The sequence below is a fragment of the Acetobacter okinawensis JCM 25146 genome (assembly GCF_000613865.1).
Lineage (GTDB): Bacteria > Pseudomonadota > Alphaproteobacteria > Acetobacterales > Acetobacteraceae > Acetobacter > Acetobacter okinawensis.
Genome location: NZ_BAJU01000033.1, coordinates 1 through 21,179 on the forward strand (window position 1 = coordinate 1; position 21,179 = coordinate 21,179).

Genomic DNA, 21,179 nt, shown 5'->3' on the forward strand with positions numbered 1-21,179 from the left:
CACCGCCGGGCGAGCCCCCGGCTCCACGCACTACAGAACCTGCCAGACGATCGAGATGGGGGGGGAGCCCTGTTATCGGCCGCGGGGCCGCTTTTGCAGCTTCTGGGTCGCCTGCGGCAGTTGCGCACCCCGCCCAACCAGACGGAACTGCGCGAACGCACGGTTCGTGCCCTGCGCACGTTCGAGGATGCGGCCCGCCAGGCGGATATTCCCATGGAGCAGCTTCGGCCCGCGCATTACGCCCTTTGCGCCAGTCTGGACGATGTCATACTCGCCACGCCTTGGGGCAGTCAGGGAATATGGGCCCAGCATTCGCTCGTTTCGACCTTTCATCAGGAAGTACGCTCGGGCGAGCGATTTTTCGATGTGCTGCAACAGATCAGGCAGAACCCCGGCCGCTTCATGCCTGTGCTGGAGCTGATGTATTTCTGCCTGTCGCTGGGATATATGGGCCGTTACCGGCTGACCCCACGCGGCATGTCGGAAATCGACAAGCTGCGCGAAGATACATACGAAACCATCCGCCGCCAGAAACCACGCGGCGATGCGGCATTGTCCCCCCACTGGCAAGGCGTGAACGCTCCTTTCCGCAGCGGGCGTAGCGGTGTTCCGGTCTGGACCGTGGGTGTACTGGCCGTGGGTGTTCTCGGCCTTGTATTCGCGCAGTCGCTTTTTTCCCTCAGCCACCGTTCAGACACGACATTTTCCGCAGCACTTGCGGCCCCACCTGCGGCTATGCCGCAAATCCTGCGTGACCAGCCAGCGACGCCACCAGCCCAAGCACCGGCTTCCGGTCCCACTATCCTGCAACGCCTGTCCGCCTTCCTGCAGCCCGAAATCGCAGCGGGACAGGTCAGCGTTCGGGGCACGCCACGCCAGCCCATGGTGCGGATCAACAATCAGGGGCTGTTTGCCTCGGGCTCGGCCTCGGTTGAAAGCAGCGCACTGCCATTGCTGCACAAGATCGGGACAGCCCTGGCGTCTGAAACCGGGCAGATCAGTGTTACCGGCTATACGGATAACCAGCCGATTCACACCCTTCGTTTTCCGTCCAATTTCGAACTATCCCGTGCACGTGCGCAGGCGGCGGGTGCCGTGCTGAACGAGACGATCGGCAATCCCGGTCGTGTCATGACCAATGGCATGGGGGCCGCCGATCCGGTTGCAGACAACACCTCCCCGGCGGGGCGCGGTCAGAACCGGCGTATCGAAATCGTCCTAGACCATCTTTCTGGAAACTGAGCGAGACATGAGCAAGATTGTCGCCATCCTGACTGCGCGCTGGTTTCTCAGCGGCGTCGCGACCGCCGTGCTGGGCACCCTGCTCTGGTTCTTCGGGCCGTTCCTGTCCATCCTGGCCACCATATGGCCCCGTATTGCGGGGGTTCTGGGTCTGGTCGCGCTGTGGGCCGGTATCAACCTGACTATAGACTGGAGCCGCCGCACGCGTGACGCCGCCCTGGCCCAGGGGGTCGCAGGCAATGATGCGGCCAGCACCGTCACAGACCAGTCCGCCGCAGTTGAGGCCGCAGTTCTGGCCGACAGGCTGAAAGATGCGCTGACCGTGCTGCGTAAGGCACGTGGTCGAGGCAGTTATCTGTACGAACAGCCATGGTACGTAATTATCGGTCCGCCCGGTTCGGGGAAAACAACGGTCCTGCTGAATGCGGGACTGACTTTTCCGCTTAATGAGAGCGCTATCGCCGGCGTGGGCGGAACCCGGCTATGCGACTGGTGGTTCAGTGACCAGGCGGTGCTGATTGATACCGCCGGGCGTTACACGACGCAGGATTCCTCCAACGGGACCGACCGCGCCGGGTGGGACGCTTTTCTGGACCTGCTGCGCCGCACGCGTAAACGTCAGGCGCTCAATGGTGTGATGGTCGCGTTTTCACTGGCCGATCTGGCGGGCATGACGGCATCGGAACGTACGGCCCATGCGCAGGCAATACGCCGCCGTATTCGTGAAATGACTGAACGGCTGGGCCTGCGGCTGCCGGTTTATATGCTGCTGACAAAAGCCGACCTGCTGGCGGGTTTCAGCGAATTCTACGATGATCTGGATGAGGAACGGCGCGCGCAGATCTGGGGCATGACCTTTGACCCCGCCGCTGCCAACCCGATCGGTACACTGGATTCTGAGTTTTCGCTGCTGTGCCAGCGGCTGGATGAGCGGCTGATAGATCTGCTGCAACGCGAACGCAGCCCGGACAAGCGCGTGCAGATTGTGGCTTTTCCCTCACAGTTTGCGAGCATGCACGCGCCGCTGGCAAGTTTCCTGACAGAAACGTTCGGCGCATCGCTTCTGGACCCCGCACCCTTCCTGCGAGGGGTTTACTTCACCTCCGGGACGCAGGAAGGCACACCGTTCGATCGCCTCACCGGCGCGCTGGCACGGTCTTATGGCATTGATCAGACACGCACTCCTGCCCTGCGCCCTGTCAAAGGGCGCAGCTATTTCCTGCGGCGTCTGTTGTGCGATGTCATGTTCGGCGAAGCATGCTGGCCAGTATGAACCCGGCCCGCAGGCGGCGGCAGATGTTGCTGCAAGGCGGTGGCTACGCCGCTGTGGCGGTAGCTTCGCGCTGATACTGGTAGGGTTGATGGCAAGCCGCGCCCGCAATACTGATGCCATAGAACGCAGCGACGCCGCCTTACACGCCTACGACCATATGGCGGGCCGAATGCAGCTGGACCCGGTGCGTGATACCGATGTCATGAGCATTCTGCCGCTGCTGAACGCCGCACGCGCGCTGCCGTTCGGCCCTGGCGACCAGACAGCAGGACCGAATAGCCTGAACCTGGGGCTGAGTCAGGTTGGTAAACTGGCTGCTGGTGCGCAGGTAACCTATCTGCACGCGCTCGATCACGCGCTGCTTCCGCGCATCATCCTGCAACTGGAAGCGGAAATGCGTGGCGGCTTCGACAGGCCGGAATTCCTGTATCAGATGACACGCATTTATTTGATGCTTGGCGGTCAAGGGCCGATTGACCCTGCACTGGTCAAGGCATGGATGAAACTGGACTGGGAGCGGCTTTATCCGGGCCCCGGGCGGGTGCAGCAGCGCGCTGACCTGCAACGCCATCTGGACGCGCTGCTGAACGCCCCGCTGCCACAGGTGGCACTGGACGGCACGTTGGTCGATGCAGCGCGAACGACCTTTGCCCATGTCACTCTCGCCCAGCGGATTTATTCGCGGATACGCGATTCCGCCCCGGCCAGCCTTGCCCCGTGGGTTCCGGCGCAAGAAATGGGTGCGGCGGGCGTGCCGCTGTTCAACCGTGCCTCGGGCAAACCTCTTACGGAGGGTATTCCCGGTTTCTATACACTCAAGGGTTTCCGGGCTGTCATGCTGCCCGCGCTGACACATGTCACGCGTGACGTCACCGATGAAAGCTGGGTGCTGGGACCGCAAATGACGGTTGACCCCGCCAGCCCTGAAATTGCGGGGCTGGAAAGCAATGTGCTCGCCCTGTATTCCAAAGACTATGAAGCCCACTGGGACGCAATGCTGGGTGACCTAAACCTGAAACCGGCCACAAACGCCGCGCAGGCCGCACAGAACCTTTATGTTCTGTCATCGCCCCAGTCACCTATGGCCCGACTGCTGAACAGCGCGGTCACCCAGATGCAGCTTTCCGCCCAGCCGGCACCCCCCGCAACAGGGCCGGTTCAGGCCGCCGTAAACGCAAATTCCGCCGAATCCGCCCTGAAAGGACTTATCGCCCAGACCGGGGCTGGTGCAGATACCGAAGCCGCCCTCCCGGGGAGCGATGTGGCTGCCTATTATGCGCCGCTAATCACCTATGTCGGTACGGGCAACGGGTCTCCCCTGTCCATGACGCTGAACCTTGTGACCAACCTGCATCAGCAGATGGCCGCATTGATGGCGCCCACGGGCAATACGGGGATGTCCTTGCAGGGGGGGGATGCGGCATCCCTTCTAGCAGGTGAGGCTTCGACCGCGCCTGCGCCGGTCAGCCGGTGGCTGAGCAGCCTGACCCGTAATGTCAACGATCTGCGCGGCGGCAGTGCTGCACGGGCAGCGGGAAGCGCCTTTAACGGTGCGGGAGGGCCTGCACAGCTATGCCAGCAGGCGGTGGCCGGGCGTTATCCGTTTGTTGCGTCCTCGAATACCGATATCCCTCTGGGGGATTTTGCGCGTCTGTTCGCGCCCAATGGCCTGCTGGACAGTTTCTTCAACCAGCAGGTTCAGTCTTTTGTCGATATGTCGCAAGCAGTCTGGCGGGTGCAGCCCGTCAATGGTGTGGCGCCGCCAATCGGTCAGGGGGCGCTGACGGCTTTCCAGCGTGCCCAGACCATCAAGCAAGCATTTTTTGCATCTGGCATGCAGCCTGCGGTGCAGTTTACGCTCACCCCGCTCTCGCTAAGTGCCGATGCAACGCAGGCTGTTCTACAACTGGGCGGGCTGAACGTGACCTATGCCCAGGGCCAACAGATGGCGACAACGGTGTCCTGGCCCGGCAATGACGGCATGCAAACGGCGCGACTGACGATTACACTGGCGGCCGGTGGTGCGCCTCTCCAGTTCACGGCATCGGGGCCGTGGGCTATGTTCCATCTGTTCGGCCAGGGCCATATTGCCCAGGCGGGCGGGTCGGACCGGTATACGCTGACGTTCGATATCGGAGGACATAGCGTAAGCTACACACTGGGGGCTACATCGGTGCTGAACCCCTTTGTGCCTGGGCTTCTGTCATCCTTCCATTGTCCTGCACTATGATGATGGAGGCTGGCATACCGTTTCGCCCTCCTTCGGCGGGCTTTTTTGGAAAGCTTCCGTCTGAGGCCGATTTTGTGGGCCACGGTCTTTCCGAACCCACGGTCGCGGCTTTGGACCAGTGGTGTCGCGAATGCCTGTTGAACGCTGGCCATACCATAGGGCAGCACTGGCGCAGCGCTTGGATGGTTGCTCCTGTCTGGCACTTTGCGCTGCCGCCCGGAGCCTGCGGGCCACATGCGCTACTGGGGGCATGGTTGCCCAGTATGGACCGGGTGGGACGATGCTACCCGTTCATGGTCTGTGCGCAGGCCCCTGACCTGGCCCGCCTGCTCGATGGGGGCACATGGCTGGAACAGGCTGCCGAGGCGGCTATTCGTTCGGTGGTCGAAGATGCCGCGACAACAACGCTGCGCCAAATTCTTGATGAGCCGGCGCCGTCCCGGCACCTGCCTGTGGCACCGCTGGTGGACAGATGGCGGGCCGTTACGCTGCGCCGCCATGCTGGAGCGTGCATACCTTCCGTCTACCGAACAGGTGGCAGACATGATCCGCGATAATGATTCATCCTATGTCACAACAGAGGTCATATGATACGTTCCTGGGCAAAGACGGACCCCGGCCCCAAACGCCGGTACAATGAAGACCGTCTTCTCAACCGTCCCGATATTGGTCTGTGGGCGGTGGCCGACGGCGCTGGCGGCCATCAGGCGGGTGATGTTGCCGCTACAACAGTTATCGATGCACTGGGCGCCCTTCCCGGCCTGCCATCTGCGGGGGATATGCTGGTCGCAATCCGCCATGCCGTGACTGCGGCGGACGCCACATTGCGGCAGGAGGCCGCACGCCGTGGCAGCGATGTCGTAATCGCTACCACACTGGTCTGTCTTGTAATCCGCAACGGGTACTTCGCCTGTCTCTGGGCTGGAGATTCCCGTGCGTATCTTTACCGCGGAGGCGTGCTGAGCCAGATCACGCAGGATCACAGTCTGGTGCAGGAACTGGTCGATACGGGCCAGATCAAGCTTGAAAATATGGAATCCCATCCACACGCAAACATTATTACCCGCGCGATCGGTGCTGGTGAGGATGAACTGGTGCTGGATAAGGTTATCGGCAAACTGCATCCGGGCGACAGCTTCCTACTATGCAGTGACGGCATTACCAAAACGCTGAACGTCGCGGAACTCAGCGCGTCGTTATCCGTTCTGCCGGACCTAGACCCGACAACCATGCTAATCAGTGCCGCACTCGCTCATAAGGCGACGGATAACGTGACTGCTGTCGTAATCGCCTGCGATCAGGCCGATAAGTCCTGGTCGGGGTAGCTTCTCGCTTGGAGCCAGGGTCGATATCATGCGCGGGCTGCGGGATTTTCTATCGGCAGCCAGAGGATAAAATGCGTGCCCGGATTGCTGAGCTGCCATTCAACATGGCCGGACAGGGCATTGGCGCGCCAGCAAATGTTATGAAGCCCACGACCCTCATTTATCCGTGTATCGGGCTGGAAGCCTGAACCGTTATCTTCGATACGCACAAGAATGCCCGGATGCTCGGTTGCGGTTGACAGACGGATACGGCTGGCCTGTGCGTGTTTGAGAATATTGGTGATGACTTCCTGCAAAATACGCAGGATATGCAGAGCGTATGACGGTGTCAGCCATTGCATCGATGGCACGGGTGTAACGGCCCATTCCAGCATGACACCCTGCGCATGCAGGCGCGGCGCCAGACGGAAGCGCAGGTTGGCCAGCAGCAGTAGCAGATCCGCATCGACCGGTTCAAGCGAATCAACGGTCAGTTTCAGGTCGAACAGGCAGTCTTTCAGGGTTTGTGCCAGCACCTCGTGGGATGCGGCACGGTCGGCCAAGTGGATTGCCCCTGTCAGGGTGGAGCCCAGGCCATCGTGCATGTCGCGCATCAGCCGCTGGCGTTCGGCTACTAGCAGTTCGCGCTGTTCGATCTGGTGCAGGCGTTCGTATGTGTCGCGCAGGGTCATTTCCTGCGCACGCAGGCGGGTTTCCAGAATCTGGTTGCTACGCTCGGCCAAACCCAGCGCATTGATATAACGCCGGCACAGAATATACAGGCAGCACAGAAACAGGTCGGGAGTGATATAGGGAAGCAGGTAGACATGTTCGATGCTGACATAGTAGTTGGCCATTAGCATGTCATGCACGGCAATAGGGAACATGAGCATGTTCCAGAACAGCAGCAACATTCCCGAGCCCGAACGCCGTCGCCACATGGCCGCCATCAGCAGCGGCATTGTGGGGGTCGAAAGCGTAAAGCAGAAAATATAGGCACACAGCGCCAACGCCGAAATGGTGGCGGAGGAATGAAATAGCGGGGATGTCGCCACGGTGCACGCAATCATGCCCCAGACCAGAAGGCGTTTGAGCCACCGGAACTCCACCTCGGCCAGCCCGCAGCAGAACAGCCAGCCCACGACAATCAGCCAGCACATGGAATTGACGGTGGCCCAGCCAAACCACACGGGAGAAATAATGGTCGGATCAAGTGGGCCCATAAAATGCAGGATGCGCGTCGTATAGAGAATAGCTGCGGACACGAACAGCATATACAGATCGCTGTCGGGGCGTGCCAAAGCCACAAAAAACAGCACGGCAGCCATGGACAGCAGCACGACAGCAAATATGCCGGGGACAATACATTGCAGTGCCAGGCGAATACGATATCGCCAAAACAGGGCATCATGCTGGCCCACCCATGCGGGGGTGATAGCCCCACCAAAGCCCGGCAGGGTGTCCATGCGCAGCAGAATGACGGACGGCCCCGCGGCAGGCAGGTCGATCAGCACCGGGCGGTTGAAGCTGTTCCAGATAATGTCACCGTGCGAGCGCCAGACCAGATGGCCGTTCTGGTATACGGCCAGTCGTCCCTCGGTTTTCCAGCGCGGCAGATAGAATGTGATATCGTTGCTCATCTCCCCCATGGCGGCAGTCGGAGTTACGCTGAAGCGGTACCAACTTGTCATGGCATGGCCCTGGCTGGCGGACGGGATAACCTTTGTTCGGGGGATGCCGGTATAGGGGAGCGTGACCTGCCGCCAGTCCCCCTGTGGGCCGTCTGGCGCGACGTCATCGGCTTGCGGGGCGTTCAGGTCGGTGATGGTGTCCTGTTTCAGGAACTCAGCACTTGGAAAATACTGCGTCCACAAGGCAGGGGTGCATTGAAAAATTGACCCGTAAAGCATGCGGGCCAGCAGCAGCATGACAAACCCCAGAACCAGTGCCCCACAACCAAGCAGACACACGCGCCGCCAGCGAAGGGTGTTCAGGCTTGCCGCATCGTATCGGGCATAGTTTCCAAACAGACTGTCGGCCCCCGTGTCTTCAGTCATCGAGCCATCCGTGGAGGCGGCCAATGGTAACAGCTTCCATCCGAGACGTGACGGCAAGCTTACGGTAGATTCGCCTGATATGGATTTGCACCGTATGGGCCGCAATATATTTGGCGAGTGTCGCATGGCGCGCTTTCAGAACATCTGAGGGCTGAAACCATTTCCGCAGCAGGGCCAAAAAGAGCCGTGTTCCCAAGTCCGGCAAGACGGCTTCAAGCTTGGGGGATGCCCAACGAATGAGATCAAGCAGGCGCCGCCTGGCATCCGCAATCTCGTTCTGAAAGCGACTTCTCTGTTTGGTCAGGCGCTGAAGAGCGTGACTTCGTGGATATGGAATATAGACTGGATCAAGGCGAGGTCCACCAAATGACGGCATAGCCGCCAGGATGTGGGCATCGGCCATATCCGTTTTGGCATGTTCGGAGAGGTAACGGCGTAGAGCCTTGACCCGCTTTCCCTTGACACGGGCCACTGTGACGCCCGCATCCGCAAGATGGTGGGCAACAGGAAACCAACACATGCCGGTTGGCTCCATGATGGCCTGAATGTGGTCTTCTGCCCTCAACCCCATCACGGCAGTCTGAACAAAGGCGGCCAGTGAGGGTTGATCATGCCTGAAACGAATTGCGCGGCCATTAGGGCGGCCATCGTCGTAAATCTGAGCGAAGTGATCTCCGCGAATGGCTAGATCGATACCAATAGTACGGAATGTCATGGTCGGTCCTTTCGAGGCTCAGGACTCATTCTTTGAGGTAGAAGATGACGCTTGCTGCGATGTGGATTGCGGACATGAATGTATGAGCGTAGCGGTCATATCTAGACCCAGGGCCTATTAATTTATTGTAATGAGCGAGAGGTTGTGTTCCACATGCTTACCGATGGAGGGGATGGCCCGGTGAGTGATGTGTTTATACTGTCTGAGCGCCAAATGGAGCGGATCAGGCCGTTTTTTCCTCTGGCACACGGGGTTCCTCGTGCGGATGACCGGCGTGTTCTGAGCGGGATCGTTTATGTCATCCGCAACGGTCTTCAGTGGAAAGACGCCCCGAAAGCGTATGGTCCGCACAAGACTTTATACAACTGCTTCATCCGGTGGAGCAGCATGGGTGTCTTTGACAGGATATTTGTCGCCCTGACAGAACAGACTGGCCGTTCGAAGCGTCTGATGATTGATGCAACACATCTCAACGCACACCGGACATCGGCGTCCCTGCTCAAAAAGGGGCTTTTCCCCGCCATATCGGACCGACAAAAGGCGGCCTGAACTCAAAACTTTATGCAGTGTGCTATGATCAGGGCTGACCTCTCCGGCTGCGTCTGACTGCGGGGCAGGACAGAGGCTACGACAGCTGTCGAAAACCAGAAGATAATGATAATCCGCCGCTGACTGCCATTTTTGTCGCCGAAAAAACCACTTAATCGCGATAAAAATGCAGAAGATAATGATAAAAATCCACTGATTGATGATAAAGAAGCACAAGCGGCTGCGGGCCAAACGATGCCGTGACGGTTTGTCGTCCCCATGTCCTCACCTTAGCGTGTAGCCAAACCACATAATTGTCAGCCGTGAGCGATTCATTCGCAATCTGGGATTCTAGAGGGTCCCAGAAAACAAGCTCTTCAAAAAACTGTTCATCGGACAATAGGATCGAAGCCAGCATGAGGATGCCGGCGCAACGTCTTCTAGTCGGTCTCGCGGGAGGGAGACGGTCGGGTATCGCCTTATATTGGACATTTATGGGTGACTAAAAATTTCGCAAAACCGGACATTGGTAAAGTTCTGCCAGTTTATTTTCCTCTGGTATCCGCGCGCAGCTTTTGCTATATATTAAGTATAGTTCGAGTAGTGATATCCACTGATCCGGACTTTTCCATAAAATCGTGATCTTTCCAAAAAGCGCTATGGCATAGCTGTGCTCAGGACCACTCGCGCACACGCAAAGCCCGCCCGGACCCGGCGGGCTTTGCGTGTCTGCATTTCAGGGCATGCCATATCGAATACCAACCAGCATCTCGTCAGCGTCGTCAGACGCTATCTGCCAAGCCAGAAAACCCTTACCCGGGCCAAAGATCTGGCTACGGTTGGCTTCGGGGCTGTGGAAATGGTCGGGGCTGCTCGCCTCTCTAGGGTTACATGCTGATTAACTTTTTAGTGTATCTGTGGCATCAAGCTGCAGGGAATGAGGAAACATGTCGGGCTCGAACTGTACCTGCAATCCGTCCTACACCCGGTCATCTTCAGAATCGTCACGTGCCCCCAACGTGATCAAGATGTCACTTGATGGGCGCGGCTTCATCGAACGCCACGAAGAGATGAGGGGCGTCAGCAACCGTCTGCACTGGCCGGGCGGAGCGTCCGGCGTAACGCTCGGTCCTGGTTATGACATGCGCGACCGCTCCCGAACGGAGGTCGAGCAGAAATTGCGGTCTATAAAGGTCCCTTCCGATCTGGCGACCAAGGCTGCGGCGGGCGCTGGTCTGCGTGGCGAAGCGGCCAGAAAGTTCGCCCGGGATAATAAAAATCTCGTCAATCTGACGAACGACCAGCAGAGTCGTCTTCTACAGGTCAATCTCCAGAGCTATGAGGCGATCGTTCGTCGGGGCACCCATGTCTATCTGACACAAAACGAGTTCGACGCCCTCGTCTCGTTCGTCTACAATCCAGGCAGAGGTTGGCCGGGTGTCCGTGCTGCTATCAACAGCGGCGACAAACGCAAGGCCGTCGGGATCATTGAGAAGCAGGTGCGCTCGAAAGGCAAGGTTTTGCGTGGTCTGGTCCGGAGACGGCACGACGAGGCCATGCTTCTGCTGAAAGGACGATATTGATGATCCGCGCTATCCTGAGCCTGATTTGTGCTGTCTGTATCTGCGGCACCGCACACGCGGGCACCAAGCCAGAGTCTTTGGAGGAACAGTCTTATAACGGCAATACGATGTTCAACGAGGAGCTTGATGGAAAAGCGTTTCTCAATGGGCGGTTGATCGTGCGCGTCGAGCGTGTTTCGACCTGTGTGTCGGCAGTCTGGACCCGAAGTGACGGTGTCGGATCGCCGCTGCGGCGCGACCTTCTGGAATGGGACAAGATGTTTAATGGCGATCCTTCGAACGACGCCCGGTCTTATTATTTGACGTTCGTCTATGCCGACCATCGGAGCGACGATGTCGTGTCCATGCCTCTCACGGCGCATCCGGACGATTTTGAAGATACGGCTGGTGTCACAGTCCTATCGTGCGACCCGAAACGGCGCCATCGTAAGTGACGATCTTTGCGCCAGGCGATAATCGCCTCATGCCGAACATACAGTTTATAGGTAAAGCACCTCACGAAGCGGACCGTCGGTTACAGTTTCCAATCATCAGTCGTCCACTGGTGATAAGCCTCTAAATGTTAGGCACCATTTCGTCCGCACGTCTCCACTGCAGATTTTATTATGATTCAAAATTAGCTTTCCAAAGACAACTGAACTTCGGAAAAGTGATCGTAAACATCAAGGCATCGTCGTGGAAGCTCCGCCTCCAATTGGCTTGAGTCGAATGGCGACTTATTTAGGCTCAGGACTCATTCTTTAAGATAGAAGATGAAGCTTGCTGCGATTTGGATTGCGGACATGAATGTATGAGCACAGCGGTCGTATCGTGTTGCCACGGAACGCCGCCCACAGGAGAGAGGGACTGTCACTGGCTCCGGCCCGCAAGCGGGTATCGCGGTAATCGCTGATATAGCGGGACCAGCGCCGCATGAAGGCCCCGGCAAGGGCGGAGGCTGGCAGGGTTCTGAGGATGGCCAGATCGGCCTCGGAGTGCCAGATGTCCAGTGGCATGGGAGACGTCCCTTATCGGCTGAGGAGCCACCGATCAGGCGCAACAAAACACGCCGCGTACATCAGGCAGCCCCGCGCTTTTGATTACATACAGACTTCACGCTTGTTGCAGTGCAACCTCACGGATATTGCACACCCTCACCCACCGAATTTGGCAGGGTGTGTGGTATAAAGTGTTGGAATTTTAGACAGAATTTGCGTGGGTTTTGGCGAAAAAATTTCACCAATTATAAGTTAAGTTTCCATATACTCGCCGACCTTGCCCGAGATTACATACACCATGAGTACAGCGTGTCACATAATAAGTATTGGCAAGATTTGACATGGAAAGCTGTGCTTTCAGCCCCTTCAAAATCGAAAAATTCTGACCAAAATCATAATGTAAACCTGCATCAAATAGAATGTATGGATTGGTTTTAAATGATTCTACACTATCCGCATATGTATAACCTGTATATCTCGCCCCAAAATTGATACCAAAACCTTTTATAATGTTTTTTGGCATTGTATAATCAGAGAAGAACGAAAACATATTTCTTGGGACATAGGGAACAGACATACCGCTTTGAGAAATAGCGTCACCATATGATAAAGAGGTGGCCGGATTATATCTTTTAGCAGTAAGGTTTGATTTCGCATATCGAATGTCAGTGTAGCTATAAGAAGCGACTAACCTTAAATCGTGTGTAATGTTAGCGTTTGCAGAAACCTCAAATCCCTGAGATCTTACTCGGCCAGCATTTGTACTGAAGCCAGTGTGAACCAAGTCACTTATAAGATAATTATCTTCATCAATATGAAAAGCTGCCGCTGTCAAAAGGATATCCTTCTGCGGCACTTTATATTTCAAGCCTGCCTCCATTTGTTTTCCTATCAATGGAAAGAAAGGGTGCCCTTGATAGTCCGTAGACCCAATTTGTGGTATGAATGATGTAGAATAACTAAAATAAGGAGCAAGACCAAATTTAAATTGATACACAATTCCCGCACGCCACGTAAATGCCGATTGCGGTTGCTTGGGATCTGATTTCGTATCATCATAAGATAGAGTTTTTACATTATCTGAGTTTTGATTTGTATAACCTCTATCCCCTGTATATTTCATATTTACCCAGTCCTGACGACCACCAAGAAGAATAGACAATCCTTTCCATTTTATTTGATCCTGAAAATAGACACCTTCTTGAAAATATGATGCATTATATACATATCCGTTTAATTGGCATCCAGATTTATTCCACGAGAAGCACGGTGAATAAATATATTCTGGATTATATACACTAAGCGTTGGCTCGTTACCATCTATCTCCCAATTTGAATTATAATTATACTGCCGGAAATCTGAACCCACGACCATGTGTGCTTTACTTTCCCCGTATTAAAATTACCAAAAATTCGAGTGTCAAGAACAACTGTATTTGTATTCGTATTATATAAATTGGGCTGCAATGCCACTTGTGACGAACTTACATTGCCATCCCAATACGTTGTTTCCTGATTGCGATCACTATTTTCCCATCGAAATGTCTGGCTAAAATTTATATATTTGTTGAATTTATGCTGAAACTGATATTCAAACATAGCATCCTTATCGCCCATAGTATTCCAATTTGGCTCACCTAAAAAAGTATTCCTGGAAATTACATGTCCATATGGGCCAGATGACAGGGTCCCTACACGCGGATACTGACTAGCAACACCCTCCCCCGGTGTATACATATACATTCCGAGTAATGTTAGCGATGTTTTAGGGTCAATACCCCATGTCAATGACGGGAGAACACCGACACGATGGTAATCGACATAGTTTGTTTGCGTTCCTTGTGTGACACCAATACCAGCGATTCTGTAGCGAACATTTCCAGATTTCGTGATTTTGTCACTGACATCAAATGTTGCTTCGTAGCGAGCCCAGTTTCCAAAACCTACCGATACTTGGTGTAAGGGCGTATCAGTCGGCTTCTTTAAACTCATAGCAAGCATTCCACCTGGTGTAGTCTGACCATACATGACCGAAGCAGGCCCGTTCACGACTTCAATGCGCTCCAAAAAAGCTGTCTCTCCCGCACTAACGGAATTCGTCATCAAACCATCAACAAATTGCGATGTGCTGAAGCCGCGCTGTATAATGCCTGTATCAGCTCCATGTGCAGAACCGTTTCCATATGTCCCTTCACTCTCGGCCATTATTCCTGGAGAATAGCGGAGTGCCTGAGCCACATTTTGCGGCTGCTGATCCTGCATAAGCTGCTTCGTAACAACATATATCGAGTTTGGTATTTCCATAATTGGTGTGTCGGTCTTGGTGCCCGCCATCGTGCTTGTGGCAACATACCCAACGCCAGGACCGGTCGGGTTTTCGTGAGCAACAGTTCCGCCCACACGCACAGGGCCGAGGGTGATATTGGCGGACACTTTCTTAATAATAACGCTGTGAGCGCCTGAAACCTGATAAGTCAGACCTGTTCCAGCCAGCAAACGAGAAAGAGCGATATCAGGCGCAAAGTTACCAGCCACCCCCGGGCTGTTCATTTTTGCCGTAAGAGTATCAGGTACAGAGATTTGCCACCCACTTTGGATACCAAAAGTGGTTAAAGCGTTCGCCAAAGGCTGCGCTGATTTGAAATGACTCTGTGGCAGCAGATACAATCGGCGCTGCCGTAGCAGACATCCGGCTCGTCGTCGAGCACATCGAACTCCTGCATACCCGGACGCTCGGGCGGTACGACGTCCTCATGCTCCGGCAATTCCGGTTCGCGGCGGATGCCGGCATTTGCAGGATCACCATCAGCGCCCACACTGCCATCTGGAGCCGGCCCTCCTGATGGAGCCCCTGTCTCCAGCACCGACCAGTCGTCGGGCGGGAGTGCCAACGGGCGTTTCGTTTCGGTGGCCGGGGGCGACAGGACACGCTCCATGAACCGCGCGTCCTCGTAATAGCGCGCCTTCTTCGCGCGGACGGGAGCGACACCCGCGACCAGCAGCAGTTCATCGGTCGGTGGAAGCTGCATTACCTCTCCGGGCGTGAGCAGCGGCCGTGCCGTTTCCTGCTGTGACACCATGAGATGCCCGAGCCAGGGTGACAGGCGGTGGCCAGCATAATTGGTGGAATCACGCATCTCAGTCGCGGTGCCGAGCGCATCCGACACCCGCCGGGCGGTGCGCTCGTCGTTGGTGGCGAAGGCAACACGGGCATGACAGTTGTCGAGAATGCTGTTGTTCGCGCCGTAGGCTTTTTCGATCTGGTTCAGACTCTGCGCGATCAGGAAGGATTTGATCCCGTAGCCCGCCATGAAGGCCAGCGCACTCTCGAAGAAATCCAGCCGGCCGAGGGCGGGAAACTCATCGAGCATCAGCAGCAACCGGTGCCGATGGGCGGAGACGTGCAGATCCTCCGTCAGCCGTCGGCCGATCTGGTTCAGGATCAGGCGGATCAGCGGCTTGGTGCGAGCGATATCGGACGGCGGCACGACAAGGTAGAGACTGGCGGGCTGACTGCCGGACACGATATCCGCGATGCGCCAGTCGCATCGTGCCGTCACCTTTGCCACCACGGGGTCGCGATAGAGGCCCAGGAACGACATGGCGGTGGACAATACACCTGACCGCTCGTTGTCGCTTTTGTTGAGCAGTTCGCGCGCCGATGAGGCGATGACGGGATGTACGCCCGCCTTGCCGAGGTGCGGCGTGGACATCATGGCGCGCAGCGTCGCCTCCACCGGCCGCTTCGGATCGGAGAGGAAGTTAGCGACACCGGCCAGCGTCTTGTCCGGTTCCGCATAGAGGACATGCAGGATCGCGCCGACCAGCAGGGAATGCGAGGTCTTCTCCCAATGGTTGCGCCGGTCCAAAGCACCTTCGGGGTCGACGAGGATATCGGCGATGTTCTGGACGTCACGCACCTCCCTGTCACCACGCCGGACTTCCAGCAGAGGGTTGTAGGGCGAGGATGCCGGATCGGTCGGATCGAACAGCAGCACACGCCCGTGCCGGGCACGAAATCCGGCGGTCAATCCCCAGTTCTCGCCCTTGATGTCATGGACGATGGCCGAACCCGGCCAGGTAAGCAGCGTCGGCACGACGAGCCCGACGCCTTTGCCAGAACGGGTCGGCGCAAAACACAGGACATGCTCGGGGCCGTTATGCCGCAGATAGTCCTGATCCCACCGGCCCAGCACCACGCCATCGGGATCGAGCAGCCCGGCTTCCTTCACCTCGACAGCATCCGCCCAGCGGGCCGAACCATACGTGGCGACGTTGCGGGCCTCCCGTGCCCGAAGGATGGATAGGGCGATGGCAACGACGCTGCCGATAATTCCACCGGACGAGGCGATATATCCGTCCGTCACGAAAATCGACGGGGCGTAGGCATCGTAGAAGTACCACCACCAGAAGAAGGCCGGTGGATCGTAGAACGGCCAGCCCGCCACCGTGAACCAGGGAGCGCCAAGCTGGGGCTGAAAGCCGAGACGCCAGGCCGTCCATTCCGTGGCACTCCAGATGGCGACGAAGACGATCAACAGAACGAGGGCGACCTGCCCCCACAGGACACGGCTTCCGGACATCGGGGCTCCAATCGACTTGGGGAATGAAACCGATCAGAGAAGGGGCGACCAAGTGGCAGGCAATATATAATGAGTCGCGATCGTACCGCCGGATACCATGGCGTAGAAAAAGGACGGTCAGTGCCGGGTTGCGCGGGCGTCGATCACGGCCTGCTCGAGAATCTTCCGGTAACCGATTTTCGTCATCCACTGTGCACGGACAAGATGGCTTTCCCAACAGATGCGCGTGCGCTCTCCGTCATGGACTGCCGATCTCGCGCGTGAAGAGGCCATCAAAATTCTTGCACGGGTTCATAGCGGCGAAAATCCGTTAGATGCTCGCGTAGAAGAACGCAAAGCGATGACCGGCAGGGAATTCAGCAACCGTTTCCTAGGCGAATATGTGGATGTCCACCTCAAACCAACGACCCAAAGCGAGTATAAGAGAGCTGTGGATCTGTTCATCGTTCCGAAATTCGGGACATGGCGGATGGCAGATATATCGAGGGCAGACGTCTCCGAATTTCACGCGGATATGCGACAGATCCCTTATCAGCCAATCGCACGCTCGGCGTACTGTCCAAAATGTTCAGTCTGGCAGACCTCTGGGGTATTCGGACCGATGGGCTCAACCCGTGCCGCGGCGTTCAGCGCTACAAGGAAGAGAAGCGCGAGCGCTATCTGACCCAAGAAGAATATGCGCGCCTCGGTGCCACACTCGATGAAACAAAGGATATGCCGGAAGCCGTCTGGGCGATCCGGCTGCTCGTCCTGACAGGTTGCCGGCTACGTGAAATCCAGACTTTGCAATGGAGCCATATTTTCTTTGACCAATCCGAATTGAGGCTGCCTGACAGTAAAACGGGAGCCAAAATCGTCCAGATCGGACAAGCGGCCATCAACGTAATCAAATCCGTCCCCCGGTTAGAGGACACCCCCTATGTCATTGCCGGACGGAAAAAAGGTGGTTATCTGACTGACCTGCAAAAGCCTTGGCGCCGCATTCGGAAAGCCGCCGGTCTGGAGGACGTCAGGATACACGATCTGCGCCATTCCTTTGCTTCTGACGCACTGGAAATGGGGGCTGACCTGACGATGATCGGTCGTATGCTGGGACATAGCGATATCAAGACGACAGCTCGTTACGCTCACCTGAAGCGGGAGAACGTGAGGCTCTCAACCAATCTTGTGTCCGAGAAGATCTCCGCAGCTCTTTTGGGAGGCGGAAAATGACAGATATCGACTTAGTGCAGCTTACGGGTAATGAATGGTTCGTTGCCGAATCTATAAGGGAAATAAACACTTTGCCCCGTCGCGGCTGAAGTCAGCATCCGCCTCCATGTCGGACATGCACGCTTATGAATAGCTTTCTATAAAGCAGACATAGGCAGGACGACCTTTCTCGAGCGCGTTTAGGTCGGAAGCCTATGTCCTGCGCGGCATGGTGGCCTTGTCCAAGCGTCGATGAACCAGCGACACCATAGACAGGAGGTCCTCGGCGTCCTCGCGCTCCATAGCCCAGTAAACGCGCGGCGCATGCGCTGCCGGGTTCCGGAACATGCCGAACAGCCCCCGCACCAGGTTTGCGAAGCCACGCTGCTCGCTCTTCTCGTTCTCATTCTGAAGAGAGTTGATCGCCAGCATCGGAGGGTCGCCGCTAAGCGCGCGGTCAACCAATGCAGAGCCGTCGTCTATCAGGCCAGTACGCGAGCGGATTTTGTCGGCCACGCTCTTCGTGGCCTCGAGGACCGCGTGGAAGTAGTCGTCGACAAGTAGCTCAGAACGGCAGAAGGACAGCACGTCAGGATGCACACCTCGTCGGACGAGATCCTCGCGCATCTCGCGTGCTCGCCGCTCTGCGTCGGGGATGGTGGTCGCCGTATCGGTCGCACCGAGAATGCCTTCCGCGTTCACTTTGAGACCGGCAAAGGCGAGAGCGGTGTTCACCTTCATGCGAAGCGGCTCGTAACGCTGAGGCTCTCGAAGGTATAGCTCGGGCTTCAAAGCCTTCCGGATAAACGCAATCACTCCGATCCGGTCCCCCCGCTCGTTCTGGCTATGGGCGAAGGCATTGTGTAGGCGATGGCGCTTCGTCAGCTGCGGAGAAGTATCGGCCATCTTCGCGACGCTAAGAAGATGGCCGATCTCGATGCCGGTTAGCCCGTCGTCAGTGTCGCCGAGCGCGGCGGCGATGGCCTCCATTTGGCTTTGAGAGAATGTCGCCATGCTACTGAAGCGGGAACTGTGCCCGGCTGATGCGGTCGTGCTCCGCCATCAGGTATCCGAGGTAGCTGCGGATAAGGTTACAGTAGAGTTCGGCATCTCCGCGCGGCATTTCGGCCGCGTTGGTGATGTCGGACCCGTGACGGACTCCACCGCCGGTGGGTGAGGAAAGGAAACCGTGCAGCGTCGTCATCCATCCCAAAACCTGTTCGAGAATTTGTCCTCGATGCTGGCGTCGGAGTTCACCTGCGATCCTGTTAAAATATTTCTCCTCAATGGTTCCTGATCCTGCATCCAGCCCGCGGAAAGCGGTTGATACGGTTTCCAAGAGCCAAAGGATTTCCGAGACCGCTTGTCGGCCGCGTCCCTCCCTGAGAAGTTGTTCCGACTGATCAAGCGATCGCTGGATGAGTTGTTGCGCTTGCTCATCGAGGGACGGCTGCCGCTCCGGCTTGATGATCGGTACCTGCATGCCGGTAAAGACAAGATTAGGCGGCTGGATCGCGTAACCGGTCTCTGCCTCCGATAAAATGCGGTTTAGCTGTACCATTGTCGGGAAACCCCAGTTGGGCTCTTGCTCCCTAAGTTCGACACATGCCTTGCAGAAGGCATCGATAAAGAGTGGTGCGTTCTCGGCCGCACCCTGCATGAGATTCGCGAGATCACCCTCAGCCCAGCTCAAGGAAGAGCTCGTATAGCTGGGAAGCCCTGCCGCCCCGGCAAAACGCGCCTTAAAGAATTCAATTACGCTCCAGCGGTCGCCCTGAGACGCGACCCTCGAGATAAGGTCATCGAATTGATTGATGACTATAGAGGGGAGAGGATCACCGGGAGCCTCGAACCTCCATTCATTCGGGAAGGTAAGCATGGTTTATTTTAACACGTGGTTGCTAATCTGTCGCGTAATTCTACTTCATGTGGTCGGTTTAGACTAGGCTCAGGACTCATTCTTTAAGATAGAAGATGAAGCTTGCTGCGATTTGGATTGCGGACATGAATGTATGAGCACAGCGGTCGTATCGTGTTGCCACCCGTCGCCAGTCTTTCAGCTTTGCGAACATGTTTTCGATCAGATGGCGCTTTTTATACAGATGCCAATTGTAAGGTGGCTTTGATTTCCTGTTCTTCTTTGGTGGCATACAGGCGGTGATATTCCGGCATGCGAGAGACTGTCTGATCTTATTGCTGTCGTATCCTCGATCACCGATGACTTCCTCTGTCTCATCGGGGAGGTCTGCCAGAAGCACGTCTGCACCTCTGAGGTCACTGACCTGTCCAGCAGTCAGATGCAGGCGGACAGGTCAGCCCTGATCATCGCACACGGCATGAAGCTTTGAGTTCAGACCGCCTTTTGTGCGTCCAATATGGCGGGGAAAAGCCCCTTTTTGAGCAGGGACGCCGATGTCCGGTGTGCCTTAAGGTGTGTTGCATCAATCATCAGGCCCTTCGAACGGCCAGCCTGTTCTGTCAGGGCGACAAATATCCTGTCAAAAACACCGAGGCGGCTCCACCAGATAAAGCGGTTGTATAAAGTCTTGTGCGGACCATACGCTTTCGGAGCGTCTTTCCACTGAAGGCCGTTACGGATCACATAAACAATCCCGCTCAGAACACGCCGGTCATCCGCGCGTGGCACTCCGTGCGCCAGAGGAAAAAACGGCTCAATCCGCTCCATCTGGCTCTCAGATAGCATAAACACATCACTCATAGGCCCACCTTCCATCGGTAAGCCTGTGAATCACAACCGTTCGTCCAGTTCAATAAATTAATAGGTCCTTAGCCTAGAACGGCCTTTTCCACCGAAAAAGTATTGGAAGGGGATAATTGAGCCAACCGGGAAGCTTGATCATCAAGCTAGAATGGCCGGTTTCCGAACGGGGATTTGTCTCTAAAATAATAGGCGTAGTGCTGGAAGGCATCGTTCGTATCGGTGTGAAAGTCGAAGCTAATCAAGCGTAGCGGTTGCCCCAGTTCTTGCTGCCAGTCCCGCCATGGAAGCATGAGCATAGTTGTGACTTTCGAAGGATACTACCGTTTTCCCATTAATTTTCCGGTAGGTTAGAGCGGTGCGCGGAGTGGAATCCAAATTACTATCACCTCTCTCGGTCTTCTGGGCTCTTAATAGCACCAGAGAACGAGGTTATCACTACAATAATCGTCCATCAATACAACAACTACTTTGCGGACAATCGGTTGCGTCAACAAGAATTCTCCCAAATATAATTGCAATTCTGTCGATTAAGTCTCAAAACTTACCGACGCTTTCGTCGAACGGATGTCTGCTTTCTCATAGTATAATTTGAAACCCGACTTTCTGTTCCCCCCCTGATCTGCCTGTCCGCTCATGGAACGTGAAGCGGACAGGCAGCAGACGCCTCCATGTCGGTCATAAGCGGAGCCGTTCAAGCTTCCGAAAAGCGGACAGTCTGCAACAGTCCTCGTTATCCGTGGATATTTTCGTCAACCTTGTAATATACCGGTTACG

Annotated in this window: 17 protein-coding genes and 3 pseudogenes; 10 read left to right on the plus strand and 10 right to left on the minus strand. The window is 56.2% G+C overall.

The window, feature by feature from the left end:
- The 5 genes from tssL to JCM25146_RS11815 all read left to right on the plus strand — a co-directional run.
- On the plus strand, positions 1 to 1,242 hold a 1,242-nt coding region (tssL, locus tag JCM25146_RS11800), incomplete at its 5' end, for a type VI secretion system protein TssL, long form (RefSeq protein WP_025828159.1).
- A 7-nt stretch (positions 1,243 to 1,249) separates the two neighbouring features.
- The gene (gene tssM / locus JCM25146_RS24625; RefSeq protein ID WP_277909601.1) at positions 1,250 to 2,515 is read left to right on the plus strand and encodes a type VI secretion system membrane subunit TssM; all 1,266 of its coding nucleotides are present in this window, start codon (positions 1,250 to 1,252) and stop codon (positions 2,513 to 2,515) included.
- Positions 2,481 to 4,745, plus strand: a complete 2,265-nt coding sequence (tssM, locus tag JCM25146_RS24630) for a type VI secretion system membrane subunit TssM (RefSeq protein ID WP_277909602.1) — start codon at positions 2,481 to 2,483, stop codon at positions 4,743 to 4,745. The genes tssM (JCM25146_RS24625) and tssM (JCM25146_RS24630) overlap by 35 nt, the downstream gene beginning before the upstream one ends.
- 2 nt (positions 4,746 to 4,747) lie before the next feature.
- A complete protein-coding gene (tagF, locus tag JCM25146_RS20865; protein ID WP_277909604.1) occupies positions 4,748 to 5,302 on the plus strand; it encodes a type VI secretion system-associated protein TagF in 555 nt (184 codons plus the stop codon).
- Between the two features lie 30 nt (positions 5,303 to 5,332).
- On the plus strand, positions 5,333 to 6,070 hold the full coding sequence (locus tag JCM25146_RS11815; RefSeq protein WP_025828162.1) for a PP2C family protein-serine/threonine phosphatase: 738 nt from the start codon (positions 5,333 to 5,335) through the stop codon (positions 6,068 to 6,070).
- A 26-nt stretch (positions 6,071 to 6,096) separates the two neighbouring features.
- Here the strand turns inward: JCM25146_RS11815 and JCM25146_RS19145 are convergent, their stop codons facing one another.
- Positions 6,097 to 8,106: a sensor histidine kinase gene (locus JCM25146_RS19145; protein WP_025828163.1), complete on the minus strand. Its 2,010-nt coding sequence runs from the start codon at positions 8,104 to 8,106 to the stop codon at positions 6,097 to 6,099.
- Positions 8,099 to 8,821 carry an IS110 family transposase gene (locus JCM25146_RS21575; protein ID WP_025828164.1) on the minus strand — a complete coding sequence of 241 codons (723 nt, stop codon included), beginning with the start codon at positions 8,819 to 8,821 and terminating at the stop codon, positions 8,099 to 8,101. Before JCM25146_RS21575 ends, JCM25146_RS19145 begins: the two co-directional genes overlap by 8 nt.
- Positions 8,822 to 9,001: 180 nt before the next feature.
- Here JCM25146_RS21575 and JCM25146_RS11830 point away from each other — a divergent pair.
- Positions 9,002 to 9,405: pseudogene (locus tag JCM25146_RS11830) on the plus strand (IS5 family transposase); the annotation flags it as partial.
- Positions 9,406 to 9,521: 116 nt separating this feature from the next.
- On the opposite strand, the gene JCM25146_RS11835 reads toward JCM25146_RS11830, so the two are convergent.
- The gene (locus JCM25146_RS11835; protein WP_025828167.1) at positions 9,522 to 9,767 is read right to left on the minus strand and encodes a hypothetical protein; all 246 of its coding nucleotides are present in this window, start codon (positions 9,765 to 9,767) and stop codon (positions 9,522 to 9,524) included.
- Positions 9,768 to 10,296: 529 nt separating this feature from the next.
- Between JCM25146_RS11835 and JCM25146_RS20875 the strand changes: the two genes are divergently transcribed.
- The gene (locus tag JCM25146_RS20875) at positions 10,297 to 10,932 is read left to right on the plus strand and encodes a glycoside hydrolase family protein (RefSeq protein WP_081774856.1); all 636 of its coding nucleotides are present in this window, start codon (positions 10,297 to 10,299) and stop codon (positions 10,930 to 10,932) included.
- On the plus strand, positions 10,932 to 11,366 hold the full coding sequence (locus tag JCM25146_RS11845) for a hypothetical protein (RefSeq protein ID WP_025828171.1): 435 nt from the start codon (positions 10,932 to 10,934) through the stop codon (positions 11,364 to 11,366). The genes JCM25146_RS20875 and JCM25146_RS11845 overlap by 1 nt, the downstream gene beginning before the upstream one ends.
- A 306-nt stretch (positions 11,367 to 11,672) precedes the next feature.
- Here JCM25146_RS11845 and JCM25146_RS22510 read toward each other — a convergent pair whose 3' ends face one another.
- From JCM25146_RS22510 to JCM25146_RS11860, 4 genes are all read right to left on the minus strand, one after another.
- Positions 11,673 to 11,927 (minus strand): transcriptional regulator domain-containing protein, encoded by a 255-nt coding sequence (locus tag JCM25146_RS22510; RefSeq protein ID WP_025828172.1) that lies wholly within the window; start codon positions 11,925 to 11,927, stop codon positions 11,673 to 11,675.
- 220 nt (positions 11,928 to 12,147) lie between these two features.
- On the minus strand, positions 12,148 to 13,278 hold the full coding sequence (locus tag JCM25146_RS22955; RefSeq protein ID WP_199897742.1) for a TonB-dependent siderophore receptor: 1,131 nt from the start codon (positions 13,276 to 13,278) through the stop codon (positions 12,148 to 12,150).
- Positions 13,230 to 14,444 carry a TonB-dependent siderophore receptor gene (locus tag JCM25146_RS22960; protein WP_242401096.1) on the minus strand — a complete coding sequence of 405 codons (1,215 nt, stop codon included), beginning with the start codon at positions 14,442 to 14,444 and terminating at the stop codon, positions 13,230 to 13,232. The genes JCM25146_RS22955 and JCM25146_RS22960 overlap by 49 nt, the downstream gene beginning before the upstream one ends.
- A gap of 74 nt (positions 14,445 to 14,518) precedes the next feature.
- Positions 14,519 to 16,492 (minus strand): conjugal transfer protein TraG, encoded by a 1,974-nt coding sequence (locus JCM25146_RS11860; protein ID WP_025828174.1) that lies wholly within the window; start codon positions 16,490 to 16,492, stop codon positions 14,519 to 14,521.
- A gap of 340 nt (positions 16,493 to 16,832) precedes the next feature.
- On the opposite strand from JCM25146_RS11860, the pseudogene JCM25146_RS24985 reads away from it, so the two are divergent.
- Together JCM25146_RS24985 and JCM25146_RS19160 are read left to right on the plus strand one after the other, a co-directional pair.
- Positions 16,833 to 16,949, plus strand: a pseudogene (locus JCM25146_RS24985) (site-specific integrase); the annotation flags it as partial.
- 5 nt (positions 16,950 to 16,954) lie between these two features.
- Positions 16,955 to 17,704 (plus strand): tyrosine-type recombinase/integrase, encoded by a 750-nt coding sequence (locus tag JCM25146_RS19160; RefSeq protein WP_369347428.1) that lies wholly within the window; start codon positions 16,955 to 16,957, stop codon positions 17,702 to 17,704.
- Between the two features lie 192 nt (positions 17,705 to 17,896).
- Here JCM25146_RS19160 and JCM25146_RS11870 read toward each other — a convergent pair whose 3' ends face one another.
- The 3 genes and pseudogenes from JCM25146_RS11870 to JCM25146_RS21590 all read right to left on the minus strand — a co-directional run bounded on the left by JCM25146_RS11870 (position 17,897) and on the right by JCM25146_RS21590 (position 20,402).
- Positions 17,897 to 18,697 (minus strand): TIGR02391 family protein, encoded by an 801-nt coding sequence (locus tag JCM25146_RS11870; RefSeq protein WP_025828176.1) that lies wholly within the window; start codon positions 18,695 to 18,697, stop codon positions 17,897 to 17,899.
- A 1-nt stretch (position 18,698) separates the two neighbouring features.
- Positions 18,699 to 19,562 carry a hypothetical protein gene (locus JCM25146_RS11875; protein ID WP_025828178.1) on the minus strand — a complete coding sequence of 288 codons (864 nt, stop codon included), beginning with the start codon at positions 19,560 to 19,562 and terminating at the stop codon, positions 18,699 to 18,701.
- A gap of 76 nt (positions 19,563 to 19,638) precedes the next feature.
- Positions 19,639 to 20,402 (minus strand): annotated as a pseudogene (locus tag JCM25146_RS21590) (IS5 family transposase).
- Positions 20,403 to 21,179: the final 777 nt, after the last annotated feature.

What these genes read in the sequence shown, in the direction of transcription:
- JCM25146_RS22510 (WP_025828172.1), bottom strand. Translation starts at nt 11,927, where the DNA reads ATGCCACTGGACATCTGGCACTCCGAGGCCGATCTGGCCATCCTCAGA.
- JCM25146_RS20875 (WP_081774856.1), top strand. Translation starts at nt 10,297, where the DNA reads ATGTCGGGCTCGAACTGTACCTGCAATCCGTCCTACACCCGGTCATCT.
- JCM25146_RS11875 (WP_025828178.1), bottom strand. Translation starts at nt 19,562, where the DNA reads ATGCTTACCTTCCCGAATGAATGGAGGTTCGAGGCTCCCGGTGATCCT.
- tagF (WP_277909604.1), top strand. Translation starts at nt 4,748, where the DNA reads ATGGAGGCTGGCATACCGTTTCGCCCTCCTTCGGCGGGCTTTTTTGGA.
- JCM25146_RS19145 (WP_025828163.1), bottom strand. Translation starts at nt 8,106, where the DNA reads ATGACTGAAGACACGGGGGCCGACAGTCTGTTTGGAAACTATGCCCGA.
- JCM25146_RS11835 (WP_025828167.1), bottom strand. Translation starts at nt 9,767, where the DNA reads ATGCTGGCTTCGATCCTATTGTCCGATGAACAGTTTTTTGAAGAGCTT.
- JCM25146_RS11870 (WP_025828176.1), bottom strand. Translation starts at nt 18,697, where the DNA reads ATGGCGACATTCTCTCAAAGCCAAATGGAGGCCATCGCCGCCGCGCTC.
- JCM25146_RS11860 (WP_025828174.1), bottom strand. Translation starts at nt 16,492, where the DNA reads ATGTCCGGAAGCCGTGTCCTGTGGGGGCAGGTCGCCCTCGTTCTGTTG.
- JCM25146_RS19160 (WP_369347428.1), top strand. Translation starts at nt 16,955, where the DNA reads ATGGCGGATGGCAGATATATCGAGGGCAGACGTCTCCGAATTTCACGC.
- JCM25146_RS11845 (WP_025828171.1), top strand. Translation starts at nt 10,932, where the DNA reads ATGATCCGCGCTATCCTGAGCCTGATTTGTGCTGTCTGTATCTGCGGC.
- JCM25146_RS11815 (WP_025828162.1), top strand. Translation starts at nt 5,333, where the DNA reads ATGATACGTTCCTGGGCAAAGACGGACCCCGGCCCCAAACGCCGGTAC.
- tssM (WP_277909602.1), top strand. Translation starts at nt 2,481, where the DNA reads ATGTCATGTTCGGCGAAGCATGCTGGCCAGTATGAACCCGGCCCGCAG.
- tssM (WP_277909601.1), top strand. Translation starts at nt 1,250, where the DNA reads ATGAGCAAGATTGTCGCCATCCTGACTGCGCGCTGGTTTCTCAGCGGC.
- JCM25146_RS21575 (WP_025828164.1), bottom strand. Translation starts at nt 8,821, where the DNA reads ATGACATTCCGTACTATTGGTATCGATCTAGCCATTCGCGGAGATCAC.